At 51.6% G+C, this 25569-nt stretch carries 20 protein-coding genes; 16 read left to right on the top strand and 4 right to left on the bottom strand.

From position 1 onward, the window contains the following. Positions 1-15 precede the first annotated feature (15 nt). The 3 genes from BLP45_RS04350 to tsaE all read right to left on the bottom strand — a co-directional run bounded on the left by BLP45_RS04350 (position 16) and on the right by tsaE (position 3571). On the bottom strand, positions 16-1233 hold the full coding sequence (locus BLP45_RS04350) for an efflux RND transporter periplasmic adaptor subunit (protein ID WP_090370180.1): 1218 nt from the start codon (positions 1231-1233) through the stop codon (positions 16-18). A 497-nt stretch (positions 1234-1730) separates the two neighbouring features. Continuing rightward, positions 1731-3101 carry an N-acetylmuramoyl-L-alanine amidase gene (locus BLP45_RS04355; RefSeq protein WP_090370182.1) on the bottom strand — a complete coding sequence of 457 codons (1371 nt, stop codon included), beginning with the start codon at positions 3099-3101 and terminating at the stop codon, positions 1731-1733. Further along, complete coding sequence (gene tsaE, locus BLP45_RS04360) at positions 3065-3571, bottom strand: tRNA (adenosine(37)-N6)-threonylcarbamoyltransferase complex ATPase subunit type 1 TsaE (RefSeq protein WP_090370183.1); 507 nt, start codon at positions 3569-3571, stop codon at positions 3065-3067. The genes BLP45_RS04355 and tsaE overlap by 37 nt, the downstream gene beginning before the upstream one ends. On the opposite strand from tsaE, the gene queG reads away from it, so the two are divergent. The 16 genes from queG to BLP45_RS04440 all read left to right on the top strand — a co-directional run bounded on the left by queG (position 3566) and on the right by BLP45_RS04440 (position 24680). Beyond that, positions 3566-4681: a tRNA epoxyqueuosine(34) reductase QueG gene (gene queG / locus BLP45_RS04365; RefSeq protein WP_256327676.1), complete on the top strand. Its 1116-nt coding sequence runs from the start codon at positions 3566-3568 to the stop codon at positions 4679-4681. The two genes, tsaE and queG, sit on opposite strands and share 6 nt — an antisense overlap. 716 nt (positions 4682-5397) lie before the next feature. Then, on the top strand, positions 5398-6000 hold the full coding sequence (locus tag BLP45_RS04370; protein WP_090370187.1) for an XrtA/PEP-CTERM system exopolysaccharide export protein: 603 nt from the start codon (positions 5398-5400) through the stop codon (positions 5998-6000). A 415-nt stretch (positions 6001-6415) separates the two neighbouring features. Further along, a complete protein-coding gene (locus tag BLP45_RS04375; protein WP_090370189.1) occupies positions 6416-7942 on the top strand; it encodes an XrtA system polysaccharide chain length determinant in 1527 nt (508 codons plus the stop codon). A gap of 228 nt (positions 7943-8170) precedes the next feature. Next, the gene (locus BLP45_RS04380) at positions 8171-9091 is read left to right on the top strand and encodes an XrtA-associated tyrosine autokinase (RefSeq protein ID WP_090370191.1); all 921 of its coding nucleotides are present in this window, start codon (positions 8171-8173) and stop codon (positions 9089-9091) included. Further along, positions 9063-10715: a TIGR03016 family PEP-CTERM system-associated outer membrane protein gene (locus BLP45_RS04385; protein WP_090370193.1), complete on the top strand. Its 1653-nt coding sequence runs from the start codon at positions 9063-9065 to the stop codon at positions 10713-10715. Before BLP45_RS04380 ends, BLP45_RS04385 begins: the two co-directional genes overlap by 29 nt. Positions 10716-10727: 12 nt before the next feature. Then, positions 10728-11741 (top strand): XrtA/PEP-CTERM system-associated ATPase, encoded by a 1014-nt coding sequence (locus tag BLP45_RS04390; RefSeq protein WP_090370194.1) that lies wholly within the window; start codon positions 10728-10730, stop codon positions 11739-11741. Positions 11742-11979: 238 nt separating this feature from the next. After that, on the top strand, positions 11980-12795 hold the full coding sequence (locus BLP45_RS04395; protein ID WP_090370196.1) for an XrtA system polysaccharide deacetylase: 816 nt from the start codon (positions 11980-11982) through the stop codon (positions 12793-12795). A gap of 5 nt (positions 12796-12800) precedes the next feature. After that, entirely contained in the window at positions 12801-13886 is a 1086-nt protein-coding gene (locus tag BLP45_RS04400) for a FemAB family XrtA/PEP-CTERM system-associated protein (RefSeq protein WP_090370198.1), read from the top strand. A 4-nt stretch (positions 13887-13890) separates the two neighbouring features. Further along, complete coding sequence (locus tag BLP45_RS04405; protein ID WP_090370200.1) at positions 13891-15162, top strand: TIGR03087 family PEP-CTERM/XrtA system glycosyltransferase; 1272 nt, start codon at positions 13891-13893, stop codon at positions 15160-15162. Then, complete coding sequence (xrtA, locus tag BLP45_RS04410; protein ID WP_090370202.1) at positions 15159-16739, top strand: exosortase A; 1581 nt, start codon at positions 15159-15161, stop codon at positions 16737-16739. Before BLP45_RS04405 ends, xrtA begins: the two co-directional genes overlap by 4 nt. Further along, positions 16723-17922 carry a TIGR03088 family PEP-CTERM/XrtA system glycosyltransferase gene (locus BLP45_RS04415; RefSeq protein ID WP_090370203.1) on the top strand — a complete coding sequence of 400 codons (1200 nt, stop codon included), beginning with the start codon at positions 16723-16725 and terminating at the stop codon, positions 17920-17922. The genes xrtA and BLP45_RS04415 overlap by 17 nt, the downstream gene beginning before the upstream one ends. 23 nt (positions 17923-17945) lie before the next feature. Next, complete coding sequence (locus BLP45_RS04420; RefSeq protein WP_090370205.1) at positions 17946-19880, top strand: XrtA/PEP-CTERM system amidotransferase; 1935 nt, start codon at positions 17946-17948, stop codon at positions 19878-19880. A gap of 138 nt (positions 19881-20018) precedes the next feature. Beyond that, positions 20019-20981, top strand: coding sequence for a polysaccharide deacetylase family protein (locus BLP45_RS04425; protein ID WP_090370207.1), 963 nt, complete (start codon positions 20019-20021; stop codon positions 20979-20981). A gap of 29 nt (positions 20982-21010) precedes the next feature. Next, the gene (locus BLP45_RS04430; RefSeq protein ID WP_256327678.1) at positions 21011-21919 is read left to right on the top strand and encodes a GNAT family N-acetyltransferase; all 909 of its coding nucleotides are present in this window, start codon (positions 21011-21013) and stop codon (positions 21917-21919) included. A gap of 148 nt (positions 21920-22067) precedes the next feature. After that, the gene (locus tag BLP45_RS04435; protein ID WP_090370211.1) at positions 22068-22763 is read left to right on the top strand and encodes a TylF/MycF/NovP-related O-methyltransferase; all 696 of its coding nucleotides are present in this window, start codon (positions 22068-22070) and stop codon (positions 22761-22763) included. Positions 22764-23027: 264 nt separating this feature from the next. Beyond that, positions 23028-24680: an HAD-IIIC family phosphatase gene (locus BLP45_RS04440; protein ID WP_256327679.1), complete on the top strand. Its 1653-nt coding sequence runs from the start codon at positions 23028-23030 to the stop codon at positions 24678-24680. Positions 24681-25027: 347 nt separating this feature from the next. Here the strand turns inward: BLP45_RS04440 and BLP45_RS04445 are convergent, their stop codons facing one another. Continuing rightward, the gene (locus BLP45_RS04445) at positions 25028-25390 is read right to left on the bottom strand and encodes a hypothetical protein (protein ID WP_090370215.1); all 363 of its coding nucleotides are present in this window, start codon (positions 25388-25390) and stop codon (positions 25028-25030) included. Positions 25391-25569 lie beyond the last annotated feature (179 nt).

Here is a 25569-nt window from a genome sequence, read left to right on the forward strand (position 1 = left end):
AAAAATCGACACCTTCTATTTAGCCGCTATTTTGACGTTATCTCCACTATCGAGTCCGTGGCTGGGGCGCAATATTACCTTGTCACCGGCCTCGGCACCTTTCAGGACTTCAACCATATCACCAATTTTTTCGCCGGTTTCGATAGGCGTCTCAATTGCTTTCTCGTCTTTAATGACGAATACCACGTTTTTTCCGTTGCGCTGGACAATCGCGTTGGGCTGTACTACGGTGCGGGCAGCGCGTTGGCCGGCAGCCATTTCTTTTTCCAAAAAGGCGATCTTCGCGCTCATTTCCGGGAGAACGCGGGGGTCACGATCGACAAACCGTATTTTTACCACTACGGTGGCTTTAGCCCTGTCCACTGTTGGCACGATGCCCTGCACCACCCCTCGTAGACGCACCTCCGGTAGAGCATCCAGCTGGATTTCGCACGGCTGCCCGAGCTTTACCTTTGATAGATTGGATTCGGCTACATCGGCTTCGACTTCCAGCGTATCCATATCCGCCATTGTGACCACTGCGCCTTTTGCATCGAGCGCGGAAGAGAAGGGTGTCACGACATCGCCGATATTTGCACTTTTAGTCAATACCACCCCATCAAACGGGGCGCGGATCAGTGTCTGTTCCACCGAGATTTGAGCCGCGCGATGATTTGCCTTCGCTACACTGACGGACGCCTGATAACCACGAACCGCGGCTTGCGCCTTATGGTAGCGGGCGGCGGCGATATCGTACGCGGATTGCGAAATGAAATTCTTGGCACGCAGTTCGTGGCTTCGGTTGAATGCTGCCTGCGCATCCGCCAACTCTGCTTCTCCATGCTGTAAATTTGCCTCGGCTACCTTGACGCTTGCCGCTGCCTGTTCCATCGCGGCGCTGACATCTGCGTTCTCCAGTCGCGCGATAATTTCGTTTTTCGTTACCTCGCTGCCTTCTGTCACGCCCAGCCATTCCACGCGCCCCGTCGCCTTTGACGCTACCGCTGCTTTACGCTGCGCAACGACATACCCGGTGGCGTTGAGCAATGTGAACGATTGTGAAGGATAGGCTGTGGCAACTGTGGCGGACTCCACCTCTACCGCCGCACTGGCACGTAAATAGAGGGCAACCAGCAATATCAGCGCCGTAGCGGCCGCGAAGGTGACCATCAATTGTGGGCGTTTCCTGCGACCGGTTATACCGGTAGCACCGCTCCGGTCGATTTTTAATCTGGAAAGATCTTCCTTTGCCACATCAACGTCCTGGGTAATTCAACGACGTGATTATGGCGTAGAAGCGGTAGTAGGGCTAGGAACCCGCGGAACAGGAAGACGGATTTGTCCTTGGCAAGAAGAAGAAATTATCCTAAATCCGGTAGCTGGGCGGGGTGAAGTGTGCGGGTTTTGGGGTGCAGGGCAAGGCGCAACGACGCGGAATGCGACCGCGCAGGGCGGAGCAGTGCCTTCCGAGAGGAAGGCGCGACCCCGCAGCGGGATGCGGGGGCCCAAACGCTGAATTCGGTCGCGGCATCCCCTACGCTGTCGATACCCGCTTCGCGGGGTCCCTCGGGCGACGCTTCGGGGCGCCGTTCTATTCAAAGACGTTGCGAACAACGTAGCCATGTACCGCAAAAACTGTGCAATTCATCCCGTAGCGGCCTCACCCGGAAGGTGAGAGTAAAACAATACGAATATCGTTATTAATCATACCACTGATCTATTAAATGAGCGGTCAACTACCGGATTTAGGATTATTCCAGTGACACGATTGTTGAGCGTGATAGTGGCGGGTTGTTGGCGAAATAACGCTTGATTCCGGCAAGTATCGCCTCGGCCAGCTTGTCCTGGTAAGCGGCGTTTTTCAATTTCTTTTCTTCATCCGGATTACTGATAAAAGCGGTCTCTACCAGGATGGAGGGAATATCAGGAGACTTGAGTACGGCGAATCCCGCCTGTTCCACGTTGCTCTTATGCAGGTGATTGATATCGCCGATTTGCGAGAGTACTTCCCTGCCAAGCTTGAGACTGTCGTTGATCGTTGCCGTTTGCGACAGATCCAGCAAAGTTTGCTTGAGATAGGGATCTCTAATGTCCAGATTGACGCCGCCGACCAGGTCGGCGGCATTTTCCTTCTTCGCCAGCCAGCTGGCGGCGGCGGAGGTTGCGCCGCGCTCCGACAGCGCAAACACGGAGGAACCACGCGCATGCGGCTTAATGAAGGCATCGGCATGTACCGATACAAACAGATCAGCGTTCAATTGGCGTGCCTTCACCAGGCGCATTGGCAGCGATATGAAATAATCGCCGTCACGCGTCAGTGCTGCGCGCATATTCGGTTCTTTATCTATCTTGGCTTTGAGTTTTCTGGCAATCGCCAAGGTGATATTTTTTTCATGCGTGCCGGTGCGGCTTGTAGCGCCGGGATCTTCACCGCCGTGGCCGGGATCGATGGCGACAGTGATGAGCCGCACCGTTTCCGGTTTGTTTTTTCTTGAGGTGACAATGTTTCTGGAAGATTTGCTATCGGTTGCGTTTGTTTTTGCACCTGTTTTGGTATCGGTACTGGCCCCGGTCTCCAACATTCCCGGGGAATTTTCATTCAGGAGTGCCATAAGCGGATCGGGTGGAATGGCGGGATAAATATCCAGCACTAGCCGATGGCCATAATTACCTACTGGTTTGAGAACAAATACTTGCGGTACGACCTCGGTTTTGAGGTCCAGTACCAGCCGCAATACGGCAGGCTTGTAACGTCCGATGCGTAATGCCCGGATATAGGGATCCGTGGCGTCGATCTTACCCGGCAGCCCTTCGAGTTCCGGGGTAAGCGCGACCTGTTCCAAGTCAACCACCACGCGATCCGGATCCTTTACCATGCTGACTGAATACTGGATGGGCAGAGCGGATTCCAGCGTGAGGCGGGTATATTCCGCGGACGGCCAGACGCGGACAGAGCTGACAGTCGTGTTAGCAGTATTAGCAAGAGTGGAATTGCCGAGCGGCAAAAACAAGAGCGCCGTTAGCGCCAGAAACTTGATGAATGCTGATGGAAAAGAAAGGCGGCGGCAACCGGCTATTGCCACGTTCAGGGGCTGCTCAGGGCTTGCCAATGTTCCAAACACCGTCTACCCGCCTCCGTGTTTGCCTGAATTTCGACGTTACGATCTGTTTCAGTGATGTGAAAAAAAAACTGCAAATCTGCTCTGGGCAACAGTCCGCCCGCTTTTTCCGGCCATTCCACCAGGCAGACTGCGTCGGCGTTGAAATATTCGCGGAAACCGGCTTCTTCCCATTCTATAGGATCATTGAAACGATAGAAATCAAAGTGATAGAAGTATAACCTAGAAATTTTATAAAGTTCAATTAAATTATAGGTCGGACTTTTGACTTTTCCCTCATAACCCAGCCCACGCAAAATGCCCCGTGCAAGCGTGGTCTTGCCTGCTCCGAGGTCACCGCTCATAAAAATGATAAGGCCGGGACGTAATACCGCTGCAATCTCCGCGCCAAGCGCAAGCGTTGCGGCTTCATCGGCAAGATTGCGAGTAAAGTGATGACTTTCGGCAGAACCGGTATGATTAGAATTATGCAAGACAAAATTTCCAAAGATCCGCCCAACGTTCCGAATGATCTGCCGGATTCCGCTGTCGATTTAATCTGGCTTGCCGGAATGATCAAGGCCTGGGGCAAGGAGCTTGGCTTTCAGGATATCTGCATTGCGGATGCCGGGGCCGAGATGAGGCAAGCCGAATTGGGGCTGCTTGAGTGGCTGAGTAAAGGTTATCACGGTGAGATGGATTATATGGCAAAACACGGTACGCGGCGCACCCGTCCGGCTGAGCTCGTTCCCGGCACGCTACGGGTGATCTCGGTGCGTATGAACTATATGCCCCCTGCGGCTAGGAACAGTTGGCAAGTGATACGGGATGGTGATAAGGCGTTCGTTTCCCGCTATGCGCTTGGGCGCGACTACCACAAAGTGTTGCGTGGGCGCTTGCAAAAACTTGCGGATAAAATCTCTGCGGAGGTGAATCACTTCAATTACCGGGTATTCACCGATAGCGCACCGGTAATGGAAGTGGAGTGGGCGCAGAAATCTGGCTTGGGCTGGCGTGGTAAGCATACACTGTTGCTTTCGCGCGAAGCCGGGTCAATGTTCTTTTTGGGCGAGCTGTATACCGATTTGCCGGTACCTGTAGACGACCCCGTCGGTAATTACTGCGGAAGTTGCACCAAGTGCATCGACATCTGCCCCACCCAGGCAATAGTCGCCCCTTATCGTCTGGATGCCAGGCGCTGTATTTCTTACCTTACTATCGAACATAAAGGCAGTATTCCGGAAACGCTGCGTCCTTTGATCGGCAACCGCGTGTATGGCTGCGATGATTGCCAGCTGATTTGTCCCTGGAACAAATACGCGGCTATTTCCGGTGAAAACGATTTCTCTGTACGCAATGGTCTGGATAATGCATCCTTGGTCGAATTATTCAGTTGGACCAGGGAAGAGTTCGACGCCAGGCTTGCCGGAAGCCCGATCCGGCGTATCGGCTATGAACAATGGTTGCGCAATTTAGCGGTGGGGTTAGGCAATGCACCGTCGTCTACGGCGGTAACTGCTGCATTGCAGGCGCGGCGAGATGACGACTCGTCCCTGGTGCGCGAACATGTGCAATGGGCATTGCAGCGGCATGATGCGCGATGAACCTCTCAGATCGAAGGCGCAGAAGGAGACCGTGAGCAGCGGGAAAATGGAGGCCAATGCGGCCAGTTCATACCTGTAGGATCTTACAGCTATTCAGAGGCGTCATTGTATTTTCTAATCATCTCTTCCTATTTCGTTTGCTTTGGCGGTAGCAAGGCGTTCGTATCTGGTTTCATGGATAGCCGTGCACACGAATTTAACCAATATTTAGGACGCTAATTTGAAGCGCTAATTAAGGTGCAAAGTAGGTAATTTTGCCTAACAATTCGAGCGGTTGTGGTATGGGTGCGGTTTGGAAGAACGATAGGCGGCGCAATCCGCCCATAACTATGCTATCAGGCGTCCTGAGAAGAGTGTACTAAAGTCCAATTTGTTCCTGCTATTGAAATTGGTACGATTCGAGTATGTTATAAAAAAACAAGTAATTTTGCGTTTTGCGTGTTTCGGCTTGAGGGCAATCTTTTGTGCGATTCGGATAACATAGATCATGTACGGCATCTACTGACATCGCGTAGAATGTTATTATGGCACGCTAAAATGCTGGATGGGTGCCATACGTAAGGATATTCTCTTGAACTCGAATCGATACCGTCTTGACAGAGGCATTTACTTATTGCATCTTTATTTCCATTAATAATTGGCTGCCTCTGCATGATCCGATGCATATTCAATAAACAGAAAAAGGAAATTCAGTGAACGCTCCACATATCAGTGCCATGAAATGGCTGGCTTGTTTTGCTATCGTATTTCCTATCCTCTTCCTTGGTGGTTGCAAAACATATCCGGCGCTCACCCCCGATGAAAAGCATCTCGCGCACGATTACCTTATCGGTCCAGGCGACAACGTCGATATTATTGTCTGGCGCAACCCCGAAGTCTCCATGACGGTACCGGTTCGTCCGGATGGGAAAATCACGACCCCTCTGGTGGAGGATCTGCCGGCCAGCGGAAAAACGTCCACACAACTGGCGCGCGACATTGAAGAAGCGCTATCCAAATACATTCAGCAGCCAGTGGTGACGGTTGTCGTTACACAGTTTGTTGGACCCTATACCGAGCAGATCCGGGTCATAGGCGAAGCCGCTAGACCTCAGGCCCTGCCATATCGCGAAGAAATGACGTTAATGGATGTTTTGATTGCAGTGGGCGGGATTACGGAATTTGCCGCTGGCAATAAGGCCAGAATCATCCGCAGCGTAGATGGAAAACAGCAACAGTTTAGCGTCCGGTTGAACGACCTGATTAGAGATGGTGACATATCCGCTAACGTTCCCATGCGTCAAGGTGACGTTCTGGTGATACCGGAAAGCTGGTTCTGATTTTCACCGAGTCCCTATGCCTCCTCACTGGCCCGGCCGCATGTTTTATACACACCGATATTCACCTCCCAATGTTCTTTGTGAGCAATGCAAGGTTTTATTTGCGCGAATAGCTGAACCCCAAATAGAACCGGAAAGGACATCCGGAACTTCATCCGAGCGTGATTACGCCGCTTCATCCTAAATTTGACCAACGACCGGCGGGAGTTCGCAGGGGGTGGACGTATCTTTTCACTCAACTTGCAAAATTCCGGGGTTCATCTCATAAATTTTAAAATTCCGGACCAGGGAATAAATGACAATGTGGAAAGTAGGGCACGTGAAAATCGTTCCACCTCGGGTAAAGGGCGGCGAAGCCGCCTGCAGGAAATTCCCCGCCACCGAAGCCCAATATTTCTAAGGAAAGTTTGACAACATGGAGGAACTGACTACCCAGCTGTTTATTTACCTTAAAGGGATATGGAAGTATCGCTGGATCGCGTTGGCCGGCGCATGGGTTATTGCCATTGCAGGATGGTTTATCGTCTACCGCCTACCTGATGATTATCAGGCTTCGGCAAGAATTTACGTCGACACACAAAATGTCTTGAAACCATTGCTGGCGGGTATGACGATTTCTCCCGATCTGCAGCAGCAGGTGTCTATCATGAGCCGTACCCTGATTAGCCGTCCAAATGTGGAAAGGGTTGTACGCATGGTCGATCTGGATATTACAGCCAAGGACGTGAAGGACCAGGAAAAGCTTATCCAAAACCTGATGGATAAAATCAAGCTCGGGACCACAGGACGCGATAATCTATTTACCATTAATTATAATAATCCAAACCCGAGGCTCGCCAAAGATGTTGTCCAATCCTTGTTAACCATTTTTGTCGAAGGAGGCCTCGGCGATAAGAAACAGGATTCCTCTTCGGCAATTCGTTTTATTGATGAGCAGATCCAGAGTTATGAGGAGAAGCTGATCGTTGGGGAAAATAACCTGAAAGCATTCAAGCAAAAGAACATTGGAATGATGCCTCAGCAAGGCAGTGATTATTACTCGCAGTTGTCTTTAGCCGCGGAAGATCTCAATAAAACAAGATTGGAGCTACGGGAAGCCGAACAGGCCCGCGATGCGATCAAAAGGCAAATTACCGGTGACGAACCCATTCTCATGGTGGAACAGGGCGACTCAGGCTCATCCCCGGCGAATGTGGAAATTGATTCCCGTATCCAGGCATTGAACAAAAATCTGGATGCTCTTATGCTAAACTTTACGGAATTACATCCCGATATCATTTCAACGAAGCGCCTGATCGCACAACTCGAGGATCGCAAGAAAGAAGAAGCCAAGCTAATAAGACCTAGCGCTGATCCCGGAAAAAACTATAGCCCGATGCTGCAGCAGCTTAATGTGGCACTCGCGGAGGCCGAAGCCGGAGTGGCTTCCATGAGTGCGCGGGTAGAAGAATATACCGCCCGTTACGACCGTTTAAAATCTCTGAGTAATGCGATACCACAAGTGGAAGCAGAGCTTGCTCAACTTAATCGCGATTATCTGGTAAATAAATCCAATTACGAGAAACTTCTTGAACGTCGTGAATCGGCAAAAATATCAGGTGAACTGGGCTCCGCCGCGGACTTAATGTCGTTCAGGATTATTGATCCGCCGACGGTTCCGGATACTCCTGCCGGGCCTGACCGCGGTAAACTGTTTTCCATTATCTTTCTTGGTGCCTTGTTAGGGGGGATTGGTATAGCGTTCGCCGTCAGTCAGATTCGGCCAACATTTCATAATCAAACTAGTTTACGTGAAGTAACCGGTAGGCCGATATTGGGCTCTATTCCCATGATTTGGACCAATCAAGAAAAAATAAAACGCAGGAAGCGTCTCTATGCCTTCGGCTTTTCGTTACTATCCTTGGTAGGTATCTATGGCGCATTGATGGTAAAAGTGGTTTAACCGATGCTTCCACAAAATTGACCTGCTCTCGCTTGCCGTTGATTGATGTGGAAGGTTTTGCTTACTTGCGAGAAGCCCCCAAGGATTCCCGCCACAATGCGCTGATCTCCGAAAGACAGCCGGGTGCAAAGATAATCTCTGGAGACAGCACATCGGTAGATTAATATCAACAACCGTTGCGAAAGCAACTGTAGTTAGCGAAACCTAATTAGATTTATCGGAGAAAGCGTGAGCATCATTGAAAAAGCCGCAGGGCAGCTCGAGAAAGAAGGAAAGATCAGCGCCAAGCAGCCGTCACCGGATGTTTCCATAAGCCCCAAGCCGGCATCGGCGCAGGGAAATGATACGCTCAGGAGTGAGGTTAGCCAAAGCCATACGCCTGATCCTGTCGCGGCTCCTGCCCCAACGTCCCTGACATCGAAACGAATTACGCTCAATCTCACCAAAATGCGTCAATATGGTATCGTCACGCCCGACGAGGGAAGAACGCAGATTGCCGAGCAATTCCGGGTAATCAAGCGGCCATTGCTCACCAATGCGTTCAATAAGGGCGCGGACATGATCAAGAACGGCAACTTGATTATGGTTACCAGCGCTCTCGCAGGGGAGGGAAAGAGTTTTTGCACGGTTAATCTGGCGATGAGCATCGCAATGGAGATGGACCGCACTGTTCTGCTGGTCGATGCCGATGTAGCCCGCCCTTCGATGCCAAAAATCCTTGGATGCGGAACGGAGAGAGGCCTGCTGGACATTCTTCTTGATGAAAACCTTGATTTGGCGGACGTCCTGATTAAGACGGATATCGAGAAGCTCACTCTTCTCACAGCGGGAAGGCGGCACTCGCATTCAACCGAACTACTGGCAAGCCAAAGCATGGGTGCCTTATTAAAGGAGCTTGCGCAACGTTACGCGGACCGCATTGTTATTTTTGACTCTCCACCTTTGCTATTGACCAGTGAGGCGCGTGTGCTGGCAAGCCAGATGGGGCAAATTGTCCTGGTGGTAGAGGCTGAAACGACATCACAGCAGACAGTTAAGGAAACCCTCCGGCAGATTGAGTCGTGCGATGTCGTAAATCTGATCTACAACAAGGCCAGATCATTCTCGGGTGGAGAATATTATGGTAGCTATTACCATGAAAGCGCCTGAGAATAAGAATCGGCATATTGCTTTATTCTCAGCCGTTTACTCTGCCGCGACAGCTATGCTGTTACTCCCCTTCTACTCCTATGGGCAGGTCCAGCCCCAGTTTGGATTGTCCCCACTGGCCCAGCCCCAACTGATGCAAGGCCGCGACGCCCCGCCCGAAGCGGCTGGGCCTGGTGGATGGAGAATCCTCCCCCGATTTAGTTTGAGAGAAACCTTTTCCGACAATGTGAGATTGCGGCCGGAAGGCGAGGCAAGAAGCGATTTAGTTACCCAGATTAATCCCGGAATACTGTTGACTGGCAGAGCGCGCCGCTATGATGTCAATATCGATTACACCATGAATAATCTCATCTATGCGGAACTGAGCGACTTCACCAGAACCCGGCATCAATTGAACGCCAGGGCAACTGCCGAACTGGTCGAAAATCTTTTTTTCGTGGATGGCAGGGCCATGATGTTCCAGCAAAATGCCTCCATGTTCGGTCCGCAGGGAATCGACAACGTCAACGCCACCGGCAACCGGGCCGACATCAAAGTGTATACTGTCAGTCCTTATCTGCGCCACCGTTTTCAGGATTTTGCGTCAACCGAGCTCCGTTATACCCATAGCATAGTCGAGTCAGATACCATCGCGCTTCGAAACAGCCAGAGAGACAGCTTCCAAGCCGGCCTGAACAGTGGCGAGTCTTTTAGAACACTCCAGTGGGGCTTTAACTATAGTAATCAGATGATCCACTTCGATCGTAGTGACCGAAACGTCGAGTTGGAACGGTCCGCGGCTAATCTTCGTTATATGGTCACGCCGCAATTCGGTTTGACGGCAACCGGAGGCTACGAAAGAAACAGTTTTATTTCAATCAGGGGGGGGACGTCGAGTCCTACCTGGACAGTCGGTTTTACCTGGGAGCCAAGTCCAAGAACGAGTATTATCGCAAATGCCGGAAAACGATTTTTCGGCGACACCTATTTTGCCTTAGCCAGGCATCGCACCCGCTTAACTGCCTGGGATGTGAGCTATGTCGAGGATATCACTACCTTTAATCAGCAGGCCGGCTTTGGGGGAATCAATACAGCGGGGTCCTTGAACCAGCTTTTGAATCCCAACATTAATCCCGGGAATATTCAGCCAAATACCCAGTTTCTCCTCGGTCAGGGTATTCCGGGTGATGCCCTCAACTTCCTGACCAACCGACTCTTCCTGCAGAAACGTCTGCAGGCGTCCGTAGCCATGAATGGAGCGAGCAATACGGTCGTACTCAGTATATTCAATATGTCGCGTCAGGCATACTCACCCGATGATGTCGACACCGAGCTTGTTGGAGGGGAAAACCTGGCCCTACTCAGGCATACAAGACAAGCCGGTGCCAATGCATTATGGAGTTATAGAATTTCCAATCTTACCAGAGCTAATCTCAGCGGTCAGTACGCAAAATTCTATTTTCTTTCCACCGATAGAGTAGATGATTTCAGGATTATCAGGCTTAGCCTGACGAGGCAGTTGCGCCAGGCCCAGCCCAATCTGCAGGGCATGGTTGAATTGCGGCATAAAGAACGTGATTCCAATCAAGCCGGAGCCGACTATCGCGAAAATGCTATCACGGCCTCCGTAAACATGAGTTTTTAGCGGGGTAGATGAATGTACGCATCATACTACGGCTTAAGAGTGAAGCCGTTTCAGCTGAAACCTGACCCGAATTTTTTCTTTGGCAGCAAAGGCCACAAGCGTGCCATGGCCTATCTTGAATATGGGCTCTCCCAGGGAGAAGGTTTTATCGTCATTACCGGCGAAGTGGGGGCGGGCAAAACCACTCTGATGCGCAATCTTTTCTGCAAGCTGGAGTCTGACAAAATTCTTGCCGCACAAATAGTCAATACCGATCTGGACTCAGACGATACGTTGAGAATGGTAGCCGCGGCTTTTGGATTGCCCTATGAAAACTCGGGTAAGGCTTCTTTGCTAATCGGGTTGGAGCAGTTCTTTCGGCAATGTGATCAGCAGGGGAAGCGCGCACTCCTGGTGGTGGATGAAGCACAGAATCTTTCTCCCCGCACTGTGGAAGAACTGAGAATGCTTTCTAATTTTCAAACAGATGAAAAGCCTCTGCTGCAAACATTTCTCCTGGGTCAACCGGAGTTCAGGAAAACTTTACTGAGCGGCGATATGCAACAATTGCGGCAAAGGGTAACTGCGACCTACCATCTGGGACCCATGGATTTGCCGGAAACGCGGTCCTATATCGAGCATAGGCTGAATACCGCCGGATGGTCCGGTGATCCATCATTTGATGAGGATGCCTTTGCTACTATTTACGATTACACTGGCGGTATTCCTCGCAAAATTAATACATTATGTGATCGCCTTCTACTGATGGGTTGCCTGGAAAAATTACATAGTTTCAGCAGCGCCGAGGTCAACGAGGTCATTTGTGATATTCAGCAAGAGTTTGACCTACCGAACGCGGCTGACAGTGTGTCCAGCGAAGCCGATGCCGCGTCCGGTCTTGAGAGAGCAATATCTCTTGCCAGTCTGGAGAATATGAATGACCGGCTCGCCAGGCTGGAGGAATCCGTTATCTCCCTGCTGAAACTGCTCAAGCAGATACTTCCCTTTTCTGGCGTAAACAAGAATCTTCGGAAAGACAAAGTTTAATTCTAATTCGGCGGCTGACCGCTCACTTTCAATTTCGCGTTATGGTTGATAAAGGGATAATGTGTATCTCTACACTGGCATTGAATGCGGGAATAGCACTCACACGTAGGCAGCGGCAAAAATTGCGCGGGCGCTTTATGCGTAGCTGGAAAATGGCTTGGGTAAGTGGTTGCGGAAGCAATCGCGCGTTCCACTACGCAGGGGCAGTCAAGTGAAACCAACGCTGATACGCAACGCAATGACTGTCGATGTAGAGGATTATTTTCAGGTTTCGGCGTTTGCTTCTCATATTCCAAGGGAATCGTGGACGTCCATATCTTGCCGAGTGGAATGCAATATCGACCGCATTCTTGCTTTGCTGGACGAGGAACGCGCAAAAGCAACTTTTTTCACCTTGGGATGGGTTGCTGATCGTTATCCCGCGATGGTAAAACGCATCGTCGCAAATGGCCATGAACTTGCCAGTCATGGCTGGGCTCACCATCGTGTTTCTGATCAAGAGCCCCATGAGTTTCGTGATGACGTGATCAAAAGCAAGGCCATTCTTGAGGATATCGGCGGGCAGAGGGTGTTGGGTTACCGAGCCCCCAGCTTTTCCATTGGCCGCAATAATCTCTGGGCACTGGATGTGCTTGAGGAAGCCGGTTACCGCTACAGCTCCAGTATCTACCCCATCCAACACGACCATTATGGTATGCCGGATGCTCCCCGTTTTGCCCATCATCCGCGAGGGAACAATGGTTTACTGGAACTTCCGATTACTACTATGCGCTTGTTCAAGCGCAATTTTCCTGCTGGCGGAGGAGGATATTTCCGGCTTTGGCCCTACCCCGTGTCGCGGTGGTTTCTCCAGAGACTGAATCATCTTGAACACCAGTCCGCAATCTTTTACTTTCACCCTTGGGAAATAGACCATAAGCAGCCGCGCCAGAAGGGCATCAGCGTTAAAACACGCTTTCGCCACTATTATAATCTCCATCGCATGGAAGAGCGGATCAAGGCCCTGACCCGCGACTTCGAATGGGATCGCATGGACCGGATTTTTCTGGAATAGGATGCATGAACCGTATTGTTGATGTATTCCAGGAGGACTGCAAGATTGCCTTCCTTCAGGGAGACCTGCCGTCTGTACATGTCCTCCAGCCCGAAGATAGGGAAAGATGGGATAGATTTGTATTGGCGTGCCCGGAAGCCACTTTTTTTCATCGTGCGGGTTGGCAAACAGTCATCGAACGCGCTTTGGGTCATAAAACCTGGTTCCTCTATGCGGAATCAGGGGGCAAAATTCAAGGTGTGCTGCCCTTGGCGGAAATCAGCAGTCGTATTTTTGGACATTCCCTGAGCTCCCTTCCTTTTTGTGTCTACGGGGGGATTGCCGCAATTTCGGAAACTGGGAGGATGGTACTGGATCGCGCTGCCCAAGCACTTGCCAAGCAGTTGAAAGTTGACTATCTGGAATATCGGAATATAAGGACGCTCCATCCGGATTGGCCGGCCAAGGATCTCTACGTGACTTTTCGTAAAGCCATCGATCCCGACGTGGAGCGAAATATGCAGTCCATCCCACGGAAGCAGCGTGCAATGGTGCGAAAGGGCATCAAAGCCGGACTGGAAAGTACCATCGATACCGATATCGGACGTTTTTTCTTAGCGTATTCGTCAAGCGTGCATCGTCTTGGCACCCCCGTTTTTTCCCAGAAGTACTTCCGTCTTCTTAAAGAAATCTTCGCCGAGGATTGCGAGCTTATGATCATTCTCAAAGGGGGGCGTACTATCAGCGGCGTGATGAGTTTCTATTTTCGCGAAGAAGTATTGCCCTATTACGGGGGCGGCACCAGCGAAGCGAGGGAAGTGGCGGGGAATGATTTCATGTACTGGGAACTGATGCGGCACGCCTGTGAAAAGGGATATAAAACCTTCGATTTTGGGCGCAGCAAGCGCAACACCGGCTCTTTCGATTTTAAGAAGAACTGGGGATTCGAGCCGCAAGCGCTCCATTATGAATACCAGTTACACCGCGCCGGAGCAGTGCCTGATCATAATCCTCTGAATCCCAAATTTCGGATATTCATCAAGGCCTGGCAGAAACTGCCTCTGCCGCTTGCCAATTTTATCGGCCCTTACATAGTGAAGAACCTGGGATAGGTCGATGCAGGAACTTCTTTATCTTGTCCATCGTATTCCCTATCCGCCGGACAAAGGTGACAAAATCCGCTCCTATCATTTGCTCAAGCATCTGAGCCAACACTATCGCGTTCATCTCGGCACGTTTATCGATGACGAGAAAGACCGGCGCTATCTCAGCAAAGTCAGAAACCTGTGTGGCGAGACCTGTTTCGTCGATCTATATCCCAAGCGTGCCCGTCTACGCAGCCTTCGCGGCCTGCTTTCCGGACAGCCTCTCACTTTACCCTATTATCGGGACAGGAGCCTGCAAGCGTGGGTAAACAGTGTGCTCGAAACAAGGCCGATCAGAAATATTCTGATTTTTTCCTCGGCCATGGCGCAGTATGTAGACCACGCCGGACCTGCTCGTCGGATAATCGATTTTGTGGATATCGACTCAGACAAGTGGATGCAATACGCAACTACCAAAACCTGGCCGATGAGCTGGATCTACCGTCGCGAATCAAGATTGCTGCTCGGCTATGAAAGGAAAATCGCAGAGGACTTTGACGGCGCGGCTTTTGTTTCCCAGTCGGAAGCCAGCCTGTTCAAGAAGCTTGCCCCGGAGGTAGCGGCAAAAGTCACTTACTTCAATAACGGCGTCGATGCGGACTATTTCTCTCCGCAAAACAGTTACCCTAATCCCTATCCGGCCAGTAAACATCCCCTGGTCTTTATCGGAGCCATGGATTACTGGGCCAACGTGGATGCCGTGGGCTGGTTTGCGCGCAGCATTTTTCCCACAATCCGCGCACAGTTACCCGAGGTTGAGTTTCATATTGTCGGCGCCCGTCCGGCAACAGAGGTCATGGCTCTTGCCGCTCTTCCCGGAGTCACGGTCGCGGGCTCAGTCCCTGATGTCCGGCCCTACCTTGCCCACGCATCCCTGGCGGTAGCTCCGCTACGTATCGCTCGCGGCATACAGAATAAGGTGTTGGAAGCCATGGCCATGGAGAAAATTGTGGTTGCTTCTCCGCAAGCGATGGAAGGTATATGCGCTAACGCCGGCCAGGAACTGTTCGTTGCCAACAATGAAAGCGATTTTGCTCATCAGATTATTACGCTCCTGCAAAGCGAGCCGAATCGAACCATCGGCCATGCTGCCAGAGTCCGTGTTCTGGAAGATTACAGCTGGAAGAAAGGCCTGGAAAGCGTTGATGCGTTGCTCTCACCGCGGCCAGCAGCTTATGCTGATAAAGACTACTCACATAACGTGCAAAACCGGTTTGAATCCGCAGGAGACAATTTGGCATGAATGCGCAAACGCCGCAAGAAGTTACACGCGGTTCCACCATCATGCTGGATCAGAATTTAAAGGTGGCTGCTCTACTCACACTTGCTACCGTAACGGCAATCCTGATCAGTTATCGTGAAACCGCGTGGTCCATGGTTTCCATCTGGGAAAGGTCTGAAACATTTGCGCATGGTTTCCTTATTTTTCCCTTCAGTGCCTACCTGATCTGGGGGCAACGCAAGCATCTTGGTACATTTCCCCCCCACCCCAATCCGCTGGGCCTGCTACTGCTTGGCTTCCTGGGCTTCAGCTGGCTTCTGGCGACGCTTGCCAGCGTCCAGGTATTTGAGCAATTTTTGCTGATAACCATGATTCCCGCCGTGGTTTGGGCAATCCTGGGGAATCGAATGGTGTGGGCGCTTGCTTTTCCCCTGGCCTATCTTTTGCTCGCCGTGCCTTTCGGCGAGGCGCTTATCTCACCCCTGATAGACTTTACCGCAGATTTTACCGTATGGGCGCTGCAGCTGACCGGCATCCCGGTTTATCGCGAGGGCAGTTTTTTTACCATTCCGAGCGGGAATTGGTCCGTGGTGGAGGCCTGCAGCGGGTTGCGCTACCTGATCGCATCTTTTACATTGGGTACGCTGTATGCCTATCTGACATACCGTAGTCTGAAGCGCCGTCTGGTATTCATCGCTTTCTCGGTAATTGTGCCCATTATCGCCAACGGCATTCGTGCCTACCTGATTGTAATGACCGGCCACCTGAGCGATATGCGCCTGGCTGTGGGAGTCGATCATTTGATCTACGGCTGGATATTCTTTGGTTTCGTAATGCTGTTGTTATTCTGGATCGGTTCGTTCTGGCGCGAGGATGACAGCGAGCATGATGGCGCTTCGGCGGGACCACGGCACGACTCTGGCCTCGTATCGGGAAGCAGGGTCTCATTAAAGGGCACGGTTCTCACCGCCGGCGCCGCCCTCGCCATTGCCTTCATTTGGCCGGCCTACGCCGCCTACCTGAAAGACACGGTTTCCCACACCGCAAAATTCGATATTGACGTTCCCGGCGTGGCGGAAAAATGGCAGACGATTCCGGGCCATGCCTCTGACTGGGAGCCTATATATGTCGGCGCCCCCGCCCAGTTCCGGCAGAGTTATCGGAGCGGCGACCACTCAGTGGATCTCTACATTAGCTATTACCGCAACCAGCAGCAGGGAGCGGAATTGATTAATTCCGGAAATATACTCGTACCGGAAGCGGGATCTCGTTGGCATAATATCAAAGAAGATACGCGAATTGTATCTCTTGGTTCCCAGCAAGAAACCGTCAATCAAAATCAGCTGCACTCATCCGCAGCAAAGCTGCTGGTATGGAGATGGTACTGGTTAGGCGAAGAGAAAACGGCTAATCCTTATCTTGCCAAGTTTATTCTCGCCAAGAATAAGCTTTTGGGCAGGGGCGATGACGGGGCAGAGATTATCGTCGCTGCCCGGTACGAGGAGACGCTGGAGGAGGCTGCCCCAGTACTTGCAGGTTTTCTCGGCGACATGATGCCAGCAATAACGGCGGGACTCCAGAATGCAAGCGATCGCTAGCAATCGGCAGAATCCGGTAAAATCGGCAGGCGTCGAGCGACCCCTTATTGTCCACGTGATTTACCACCTCGATGTTGGCGGCCTGGAAAATGGGCTGATAAACCTGATCAATCATATTCCGCCCGAGCGTTACCGGCACGCAATTGTATGTCTAAAAGGTTACACGGACTTCCGTCGACGGATCATTAGAGAGAATGTTGAAATCGTTGCATTAGGCAAGCGCGAGGGGAACGATTTAAGCCTTTATCTCAATCTTTTCAAGGCATTTAGACGCCTGAAGCCGGATATCGTACATACCCGCAACCTGAACGCGATGGAGGGGCAGGTAATTGCAGCGATTGCGGGAGCGCGTGTGCGAGTGCACAGTGAGCATGGCCGGGACATATTCGATCTGCATGGGAAAAACCGTAAATACAATCTGCTGCGCAAAGCAATCCGCCCTTTCGTAAATCATTTCATTGCTGTCAGCAGGGATCTCGAAAGCTGGCTTGTCAATACCGTGGGAGCAACGCCACATCGCATCAACCAGATTTACAACGGTGTTGACAGCGTGCGCTTCCATCCCCGCGGCCATAAAGGCTCTGACACCGGGCGTCTTGAAAATCTGCCGGAAGGGTTTTTTACGGAAAATGCTTTTGTCATTGGCAGCGTCGGAAGAATGGTTGATGTCAAGAATTATCCCAACCTGATTCGGTCTTTTCTGATGCTGCTGAAAGAAGAACCTGCAGCTCGTAAACGATTCCGGCTTCTGATCGTCGGCGAGGGAAATTCGCGACGGGAATGCATCGACATGTTGCGCGAAGCGGGAGCAGAAAGCCTTGCCTGGTTTCCGGGGGAACGCGCCGACATCCCGGATATGATGCGCGCTATGGATCTTTTTGTGCTCCCCTCGCTCGGTGAAGGCATTTCCAATACCATTCTTGAAGCCATGTCCACGGGTCTACCGGTCATAGCAACCAGCGTCGGAGGAAATGTGGAGCTGGTAAAAGAAGGTATTACGGGGATGCTGGTTCCGCCGGGAGCGCCGACAGCAATTACGGAAGCGGTACTGGAGTATTATCGAAATACTGATTTGATCATCAAACACGGCAAAGCAGCCCGGCAGCAGATTGAGGCAAGCTTCAGCATGGAGGCCATGACGAAAGGCTACCTTCAGGTCTATGACAAGGCCTTGCGCCTATAACAGCCGAAAAAGAGGGAATAAGCATGTGTGGGATCGTCGGCCTGTTTGATACTCGCGGAAAAAGGGAAATTGATCGGCAATTGCTGGAATGCATGAACCAGATCCAGATTCACCGCGGGCCGGATGAGGGAGAGCTATATACGGAACCTGGCGTGGGTTTCGGTCATCGCCGCCTTTCGATTATGGACGTCTCCAGTGGACAGCAGCCGCTTTTCAACGAAGACGGCAGCGTGGTCGTGGTCTTCAATGGCGAGATCTATAATTTTCAGGAACTCGCCAAGGAGCTTGTCGCCCTGGGCCATGCCTTTCGCACCCATTGCGATACGGAAGTCATTGTACACGCATGGGAAGAGTGGGGTGAACATTGCGTGGATCGTTTTCGGGGCATGTTCGCCTTCGGCTTATGGGATCGTAACCGGAAAGTCCTGTTTCTTGCGCGTGATCGGCTCGGTATAAAGCCACTTTACTATAGCTTGCTTGAAGACGGCACATTCATTTTCGCTTCCGAGCTCAAGGCGCTGCTTGCTCATCCCGGTTTTGTCCGGGATATGGACCCTCATGCCATCGAGGATTACTTTGCCTATGGCTATATCCCGGAGCCTAAAACAATATTCAGGCAGGCGTTCAAGCTTTCTCCAGCTCACACACTGAAGCTTCACAGCGGACAAGGCAGTCCGCAATTGCATCAATACTGGGACGTGCCATTTACTCCGCACCATTCCATCAGCGTGCAAGAGGCTCAGGAAGAATTGATTGTCCGGCTGCGCGAATCGGTAAAGATCCATCTTATGACCGAGGTGCCCCTGGGTGCTTTCCTGTCCGGTGGGGTGGACTCCAGCGCGGTGGTGGCAATGATGGCTAACCTCATGGGAGAACCGGTCAATACCTGTTCTATCTCATTTGGCGATCCCGCCTTCAACGAATCGCAATACGCGCAAAAAGTGGCTGACCGCTACCGCACCCGGCATAACGTAGGGCAGGTTGATCAAGACGATTTCGATCTTATAGACAAACTGGCTTCTCTATACGACGAACCCTTTGCCGACAGTTCGGCCATGCCCACCTATCGGGTTTGTGAGCTCGCCAGAGAACGCGTAACCGTGGCGCTGTCGGGGGACGGCGGCGACGAGAACCTTGCTGGATACAGCCGCTATCGTTGGCACCTCAATGAGGAACGGATGCGGTCTGTGTTACCGCTTGGGCTTCGGAAGCCCTTGTTCGGGCTGCTGGGAAGCCTATACCCCAAAGCGGATTGGGCGCCAAAGGTATTGCGTGCCAAATCTACCTTCGAGGCACTTGCCCGTGATTCAATCGAAGGTTACTTTCATAGCGTGTCAATCATGAAGGATGGGATGCGTCAACGTCTGTTCAGTGATTCCTTCAATCGCGCTCTGCAGGGATACCAGGCGGTGGAGGTTCTCCGTACCCATGCTGATCAATGCCCTGTACAGGACGCCCTGTCACGCGTGCAATATCTGGACATGAAAACCTACCTTGTTGGCGATATCCTTACCAAGGTGGATCGTGCCAGCATGGCCCATGCCCTGGAGGTTCGTGTGCCGCTATTGGATCATAAGCTGGTCGAGTGGATCTCTGGCCTCCCGGTTTCCTTTAAGCTGCGTGGCCATGAAGGCAAATATATTTTCAAGAAGGCTTTGGAACCTCACCTTCCCAATGACGTTCTGTATCGTGACAAGATGGGATTTTCGGTACCGCTAGCGGGATGGTTTCGCGGCCCGCTGCGTCAAAGGGTAAGTGACGCCTTGATGGGTCCGATTCTGGCCGAGACGGGGATATTCAATAAAGTTTTCCTGAAGGAGTTAATCGATCAACACCAGTCCGGGCGCCGTGACTATAGCGCTGCATTGTGGTCGTTGCTGATGTTTGAATCGTTTCTGCGCAATGTGCTGCATATGGAGCAGCCACGCTTGCGCAGGAATGATCTCAAGGTCGCCTAGCCTTCGACCATGCGGGGCAAACAAGAGTACTTAGGCTTCATTTGTCCCTCATGCAATCGGGGGATTTGATTGTTCCGTCAGGGCTGTCAGGGGTTGTGTTCTTCCCCTAGACTACAATAGATTTAGAAGGTGCAATTGATGCTGGATGTATTTCTTACCGTTGACGTAGAGGTTTGGTGTGATGGATGGAACGACATCGACGCCCAATTTCCAAGTGCCTTTCAACGATACATTTATGGACACACACCGAGAGGCGACTATGGCTTGCCGCATCAATTGCATCAATTGCAGGAGCATGGCCTGACAGCGGTATTCTTCGTTGAACCGCTCTTCTCGACCAGGTTTGGGCTGCAGCCCTTAGCGGAAATCGTTAGCCTTATTCAAGAACGGGGCCATGAAATACAACTTCACTTGCATACTGAATGGGTGGATGAGTCCATCGAACCCTTGCTCGACAATATCACCGGCAAAAAACAATTCCTGCGTTACTTTTCTCTACCGGAACAAACGATCCTGATTGAAGCAGGCGCGAAGTTAATTGAATCGGCCGGAGGACAAAGCGTAAATGCCTTCCGTGCCGGCAGCTTCGGCTTCAACAGGGATACGCTTCGGGCACTCGCGGCGAATCGCATCGCTTTCGACAGCAGCTACAATGCTACGATGTTTGGGCTTGATAGCGGCGTCAGCCCGGAAGTTCCACTTGTAGAACCCATTGAATGCGAAGGCGTTTACGAGTACCCCATGACAGTTTTTCATAGTGGTACCCGTTCGTTGCGGCATGCACAGGTAACCGCCTGCTCGCATCGGGAGATGGAAGGCCTACTCTGGCAAGCGCTGCAATCCGGACGTAAAGCCTTCGTTATTCTGTCCCACAGTTTCGAGTTACTCAATGGCAGCATGAATCGGCCGGATGATATTGTGGTAGCACGCTTTCGCAATCTCTGCTCTTTCCTGGATCGCCATCGGGATTGCTTTCAAGTTCGGGGGTTTCACGGCTTGACTCCCGATCTGGCACCCTCGCAGCCTCTTCCGCTGACCTCGCCGGTATGGAAAACAGGACTCAGGATACTGGAACAAGGCATACGGCGGGGGTTTCGTTGACCCTATCCTGGCAATATCGCCAAGTCCCAATGAAACTTCAGCTGGGTGATAAGACTCTGCTTGCGACGGATATATGGCTACAAGTCCGGGAGGTGGGATTCGATGATGAAACCCCGGCAGTGGCAGAGCCGGTACCCCCGGCCGATTCCCTTCAAGCCGGCAGCCAGGGCTTTTTGATTCGATCGCTGCGCATTACCAGTAACCAGCCTGTGTTTAGCAGGCGGCATGGCTACCTCTGCTATGTGCCCTCCCAGTATCCGCGTTACTACATTGACATGCGTATGACGTGGTCAGAGTACAGGAGTAAGTTTTCCGCCAAGACACGTTCAACTCTCAATCGCAAGATCAGAAAATACGCGGAGTATTGCGGTGGTGATACTCCATGGAAGGTTTACAAGACTGCAGGGGAAATGACGGAGTTCCATCAATTGGCTCGCGCTGTTTCCAAAATTACCTATCAGGAAAGACTTCTTGACGCCGGTATGCCTGATTCGGAGGAGTTTTTGCATGAAATGGAACGACTCGCGCAACAGGGACGTGTCCGCGGATTCATTCTTTTCCATCAGAATCAACCGGTCTCTTATCTCTACTGCCCTGTGGTCAATGGAATATTGATCTATGCGTTCCTTGGGTATGACCCTCGCTACATGAATTTTTCGGTCGGCACGATTCTTCAATGGCTCGCCCTGGAATATTTGTTCGAGGAACGTTCATTTCGTTTTTTTGATTTTACCGAAGGGCAGTCGGAGCATAAAAAGCTATTTGCAACGCACAACGTTCAATGCGCCAATGTTTTCTTTCTGCGCAGCACTTCGCGCAACTTTTTCCTTGTGCATAGCCAAAGGGGCATTGACCGCCTTAGTCACCTTGTTGGCGAGAAGCTGGATCAGCTCGGCATGAAGGCGGCAGTGAGAAGGCTGATGCGGTTCGGCAAATGATGTTTTTATACACACGGCAAATTTCATCAAGCGTCTGGCTCGGCCCGGTTTAATCAGACAGTGATGACTTATCGGCAGCGGTATTCTTGTTTATTGTCATATACGTGTTAAATTGACCGAGTCTCTAACGAGCAATATTTCCTGGATTATGCAAATTAAACAAATCGCGAAGCGTTTGGTAGATGCCGCATGGGTGGCTCGAGTCATTGAAGTGCTGGATCGTCGATCAGACAATCGCACGACCGAACTTGGAATGTTGAGCCAGGCTTTCGAGTTCGCAAAGATCAACGATGTGCCCGGAGATTACTTCGAGTTTGGCTTATGGCGAGGGAAGACCTTCGGCTATGCATACCGGATGAAACGGCGCTATGGCCGCGATAACATGAAGCTGTGGGGTTTTGACTCATTTCAGGGATTACCCGCTACGGAAAAGCATCCCGACAATATCTGGTATGAAGGACAGTTTGCCTGTACCCGACCGGAATTCGAAAAGATCATGGGATCCCGCGGAATTCAGCGGTCTGAGTATGAACTGATCCAGGGCTTTTACAGCGACAGTCTGAATGATAATGCGCATCGGCGGTTATCCGGTCGCAAGGCCGCGGTCATCTATGTTGATTGCGATCTATATGAATCAACTATTCAAGTACTTAACTTCATCGAACCATATATTGTAAACGGTTCCATTATCTGCTTCGACGATTTCTACAATTACAAAGGTGATCCCGCACAGGGCGAGCAGAAAGCGCTGGCGGAATTTCTGCAGCAGCGGCCACTGCTGCATTTTATCCCCTACCTTGACTACGCTCCCCTTGGAAAATCGTTCATCTGTAGGCTAAAATAAAAATGAAATTTGATATTTCAGTGGAGCGTCGTAGAAAGACAATAGCGGTGAGTGATGTTTGAATTCGATAAGTATGAAATGCATTTGCATGCGGATCGGAATCTTGCTCCGCAACAACCTTATAAGCCCGTTCAAGGCGTTGCGAAGATGTCCTTGCTTATGTGGGGTGAGCACTGTGTGGAGTGCGCCGCCCCGGGCTGTTTCGCAACCTGCGATCTTTACCAGAGCAGACCCGATCGCCGTTGTCGGCGTTTAACCTATGGCATGTATCGTAATCGCCGCTTTCCGTCTGCTCGCGGCTACGGGGCGGAGGTCAAATTCAAGAAATGGGGCAAGATCGAGGCTCGCGGCAATACTCTGATGCTACCCGCCGGGGCGGCCCTGCTGGCCGAACGCGTGATCAGCCTGATTGCACCACTCGCGAACACCACGGGAGAATTGATGTATCGGCTGACACGCGACATTCGCTGGTCGTATTTTGAGCACGCGATTCTCGAGCGTTTTGCCCGCTGGCTGCACCAAAAAAGTCGCACCGAATCCAAGCCGGATTTGTTCCTGCTCGAAGTTTACAATCCGACCGATGCGCCGATACGAATGCAGTTGAACATGGCAATCGCGGGCGGAGCGGTCAGTAAGCAGACACAGTTCGTTCAGCTTCCTCCACCGTTTCGCGCATCCGTCATGCTCTCCCCGGGATATTCACGTCATGAATTCGGGCATGAGCAATTTTCCGCCATTACGGGATGCGGCCACCCGTTCGACATCGCTATTATTCCGGATGGCGAGAATGCCTCGCGGGTCGTTTTCCTCACTGCCGATTTTGTCGTTCACCGCAATGCTGAAAGCAAGCTGAGCTCAAGCTCTCCAAAGATAAAGTGTGTGGTGTGGGATCTCGACAATACAATGTGGAACGGCATACTGCTTGAAAATGAGACAGTGGCCTTACGGCCGGAGGTATTTGAGTTACTGCGTGCCTTTGATGAACGAGGGATTTTACTCAGCATCGCAAGCAAGAACGACGAGGCAAGCGCGTGGCGACGCCTTGAAGAGCTGGGCATCGCGGATTATTTCTTGTATCCTCAGATCAACTGGCTCCCCAAGAGCGAAAATATCAAGATCATAGCCGAGCAGCTCAACATTGGGCTGGATACCTTCGCTTTCGTCGACGATAATCCCTTCGAACTGGAAGAAGTGTCACGGGTACTCGGAGGAGTCGCGTGCATAAACGCGGCTGATATTGATGGACTGCTTTCGAATCCCCGTTATCAGGGAACCAGTAGCGGCGAAGCGAAAAAACGCAGCCAGTTCTATCGAGAAGAATTCGTGCGCAAGAAAAGTGCAGCCAAATTCGGTTCAGATTACCTTGGCTTCCTCGCCACTTGCGATATAAAGCTGTACGTTGACGCTTATGCGGCCGACGATCTGGATCGTGTTTCCGAGCTCGTCCAGAGAACCAATCAATTGAATTTCTCCGGGCGCAAGTACGCCAGGAACGAGATATTGCCAATTCTCGCCGACGATGAAGTCAAAAAATACGTTCTTCGGTGTACCGACAATTTCGGCTCCTACGGCGCAGTCGGATTTGCTATTGTGCGATTTGTGGAGCACGAGATACGCATTGAGGATTTCATGCTTTCTTGCCGTGTGCAGGGAAGGTTTATCGAACAGGCATTCTTCAGCTATTTGGTATCCTCCGAAAGCGGTGAGAAGCCGGAAAGCTTATGGGTCAACTTTGAGCCGACCTCACGCAATGTTCCGGCCCAGCAAGTGCTCGAAAGCCTGCGCTTCGGACCATGCTTACCAAGTAAGGGTTTGAGTCTCGATCTCAATGTTCATTCTCTCGATTGCACGTTCATCTCTGTAGCGTCCTCCTCCGCTAGTCAAGGCGACCCAAGCGCCATCCAGGCAACTCGTTAAACCTGAATCCGTCAGCTGCTGGATTCAGGGTTAAATTCTTCAGCACTTACTATTCGTCTGTAGGTGATCGCAAACGCTGGCCAATATGCCTGCCGGGCTGGGGCGATGCTGGCATGACCCGACGCCACAGCGGATATTGCACCATTATCATGGCCGCGATAAAAAGGCCATATAACGCGGTGTATCGGACTATCAACTCATCCGGTTTGGTCAGATGAGAACGATCGCTACTCAGTAAGAACTGCAATGCGAAAACGCTTGGCCATACTTGACGATTACTTGCTCCGCGCCGAAATAAAGCACCAGGTAGGCCAGAAAGCCAGACCCAAGCATCCACGCGGCTGTCCTTACCTGACATGCTGCCCTGGAATCAGCGCCAGCGCACCCTTCGCGCCCCAGAATGCCACGACTGTCATAGCCACGCCGATCAGCAAAAATGCGACTACGCTACCATTCCCGGCAATGAGCTCGACCAGATTATCCGTGGCGGCTGCCACTACCACGATGTAGTATGAGATCGGGATAAGCAGGCGGGCGCCCACTAGCCATCCCAATAGCGCTGACTTGGCACCAGGAAGAGTGTACCACCCGGCAATGAGCCACCAGCCGTTGCCGCGATGCTTCAGAAGCTGAACAATGCCAGAAAGCGGCCGAGTGATTCCCATTCCCATGGCCAGGCCAGTGCAGTACAGGCGATCCAAGGATGTCATGGATGCTTTCGCCTGGCACTGAGGGCCACAGCAGCAACCATGCAATCAGCCCATGCAGCAATACCAATGGTGGGAAGCTGAGCAGATATAGCTCACCTGCCAGCCATTGTGCAATCAGTATTGGAAAACCTATTCCCCAATACACCAGGTCGGCAAGCAATACCAGCGATCGAAGGGGA

This window comes from Nitrosospira sp. Nl5, from assembly GCF_900102495.1.
Lineage (GTDB): Bacteria > Pseudomonadota > Gammaproteobacteria > Burkholderiales > Nitrosomonadaceae > Nitrosospira.

Coding starts and splice junctions, on each gene's coding strand:
- queG (WP_256327676.1), top strand. CDS start 3,566: ATGCAAGACAAAATTTCCAAAGATCCGCCCAACGTTCCGAATGATCTG.
- BLP45_RS04370 (WP_090370187.1), top strand. CDS start 5,398: ATGAAATGGCTGGCTTGTTTTGCTATCGTATTTCCTATCCTCTTCCTT.
- BLP45_RS04375 (WP_090370189.1), top strand. CDS start 6,416: ATGGAGGAACTGACTACCCAGCTGTTTATTTACCTTAAAGGGATATGG.
- BLP45_RS04385 (WP_090370193.1), top strand. CDS start 9,063: ATGGTAGCTATTACCATGAAAGCGCCTGAGAATAAGAATCGGCATATT.
- BLP45_RS04390 (WP_090370194.1), top strand. CDS start 10,728: ATGTACGCATCATACTACGGCTTAAGAGTGAAGCCGTTTCAGCTGAAA.
- BLP45_RS04395 (WP_090370196.1), top strand. CDS start 11,980: ATGACTGTCGATGTAGAGGATTATTTTCAGGTTTCGGCGTTTGCTTCT.
- BLP45_RS04400 (WP_090370198.1), top strand. CDS start 12,801: ATGAACCGTATTGTTGATGTATTCCAGGAGGACTGCAAGATTGCCTTC.
- BLP45_RS04405 (WP_090370200.1), top strand. CDS start 13,891: ATGCAGGAACTTCTTTATCTTGTCCATCGTATTCCCTATCCGCCGGAC.
- xrtA (WP_090370202.1), top strand. CDS start 15,159: ATGAATGCGCAAACGCCGCAAGAAGTTACACGCGGTTCCACCATCATG.
- BLP45_RS04415 (WP_090370203.1), top strand. CDS start 16,723: ATGCAAGCGATCGCTAGCAATCGGCAGAATCCGGTAAAATCGGCAGGC.
- BLP45_RS04420 (WP_090370205.1), top strand. CDS start 17,946: ATGTGTGGGATCGTCGGCCTGTTTGATACTCGCGGAAAAAGGGAAATT.
- BLP45_RS04425 (WP_090370207.1), top strand. CDS start 20,019: ATGCTGGATGTATTTCTTACCGTTGACGTAGAGGTTTGGTGTGATGGA.
- BLP45_RS04430 (WP_256327678.1), top strand. CDS start 21,011: ATGAAACTTCAGCTGGGTGATAAGACTCTGCTTGCGACGGATATATGG.
- BLP45_RS04435 (WP_090370211.1), top strand. CDS start 22,068: ATGCAAATTAAACAAATCGCGAAGCGTTTGGTAGATGCCGCATGGGTG.
- BLP45_RS04440 (WP_256327679.1), top strand. CDS start 23,028: ATGTATCGTAATCGCCGCTTTCCGTCTGCTCGCGGCTACGGGGCGGAG.
- BLP45_RS04445 (WP_090370215.1), bottom strand. CDS start 25,390: ATGACATCCTTGGATCGCCTGTACTGCACTGGCCTGGCCATGGGAATG.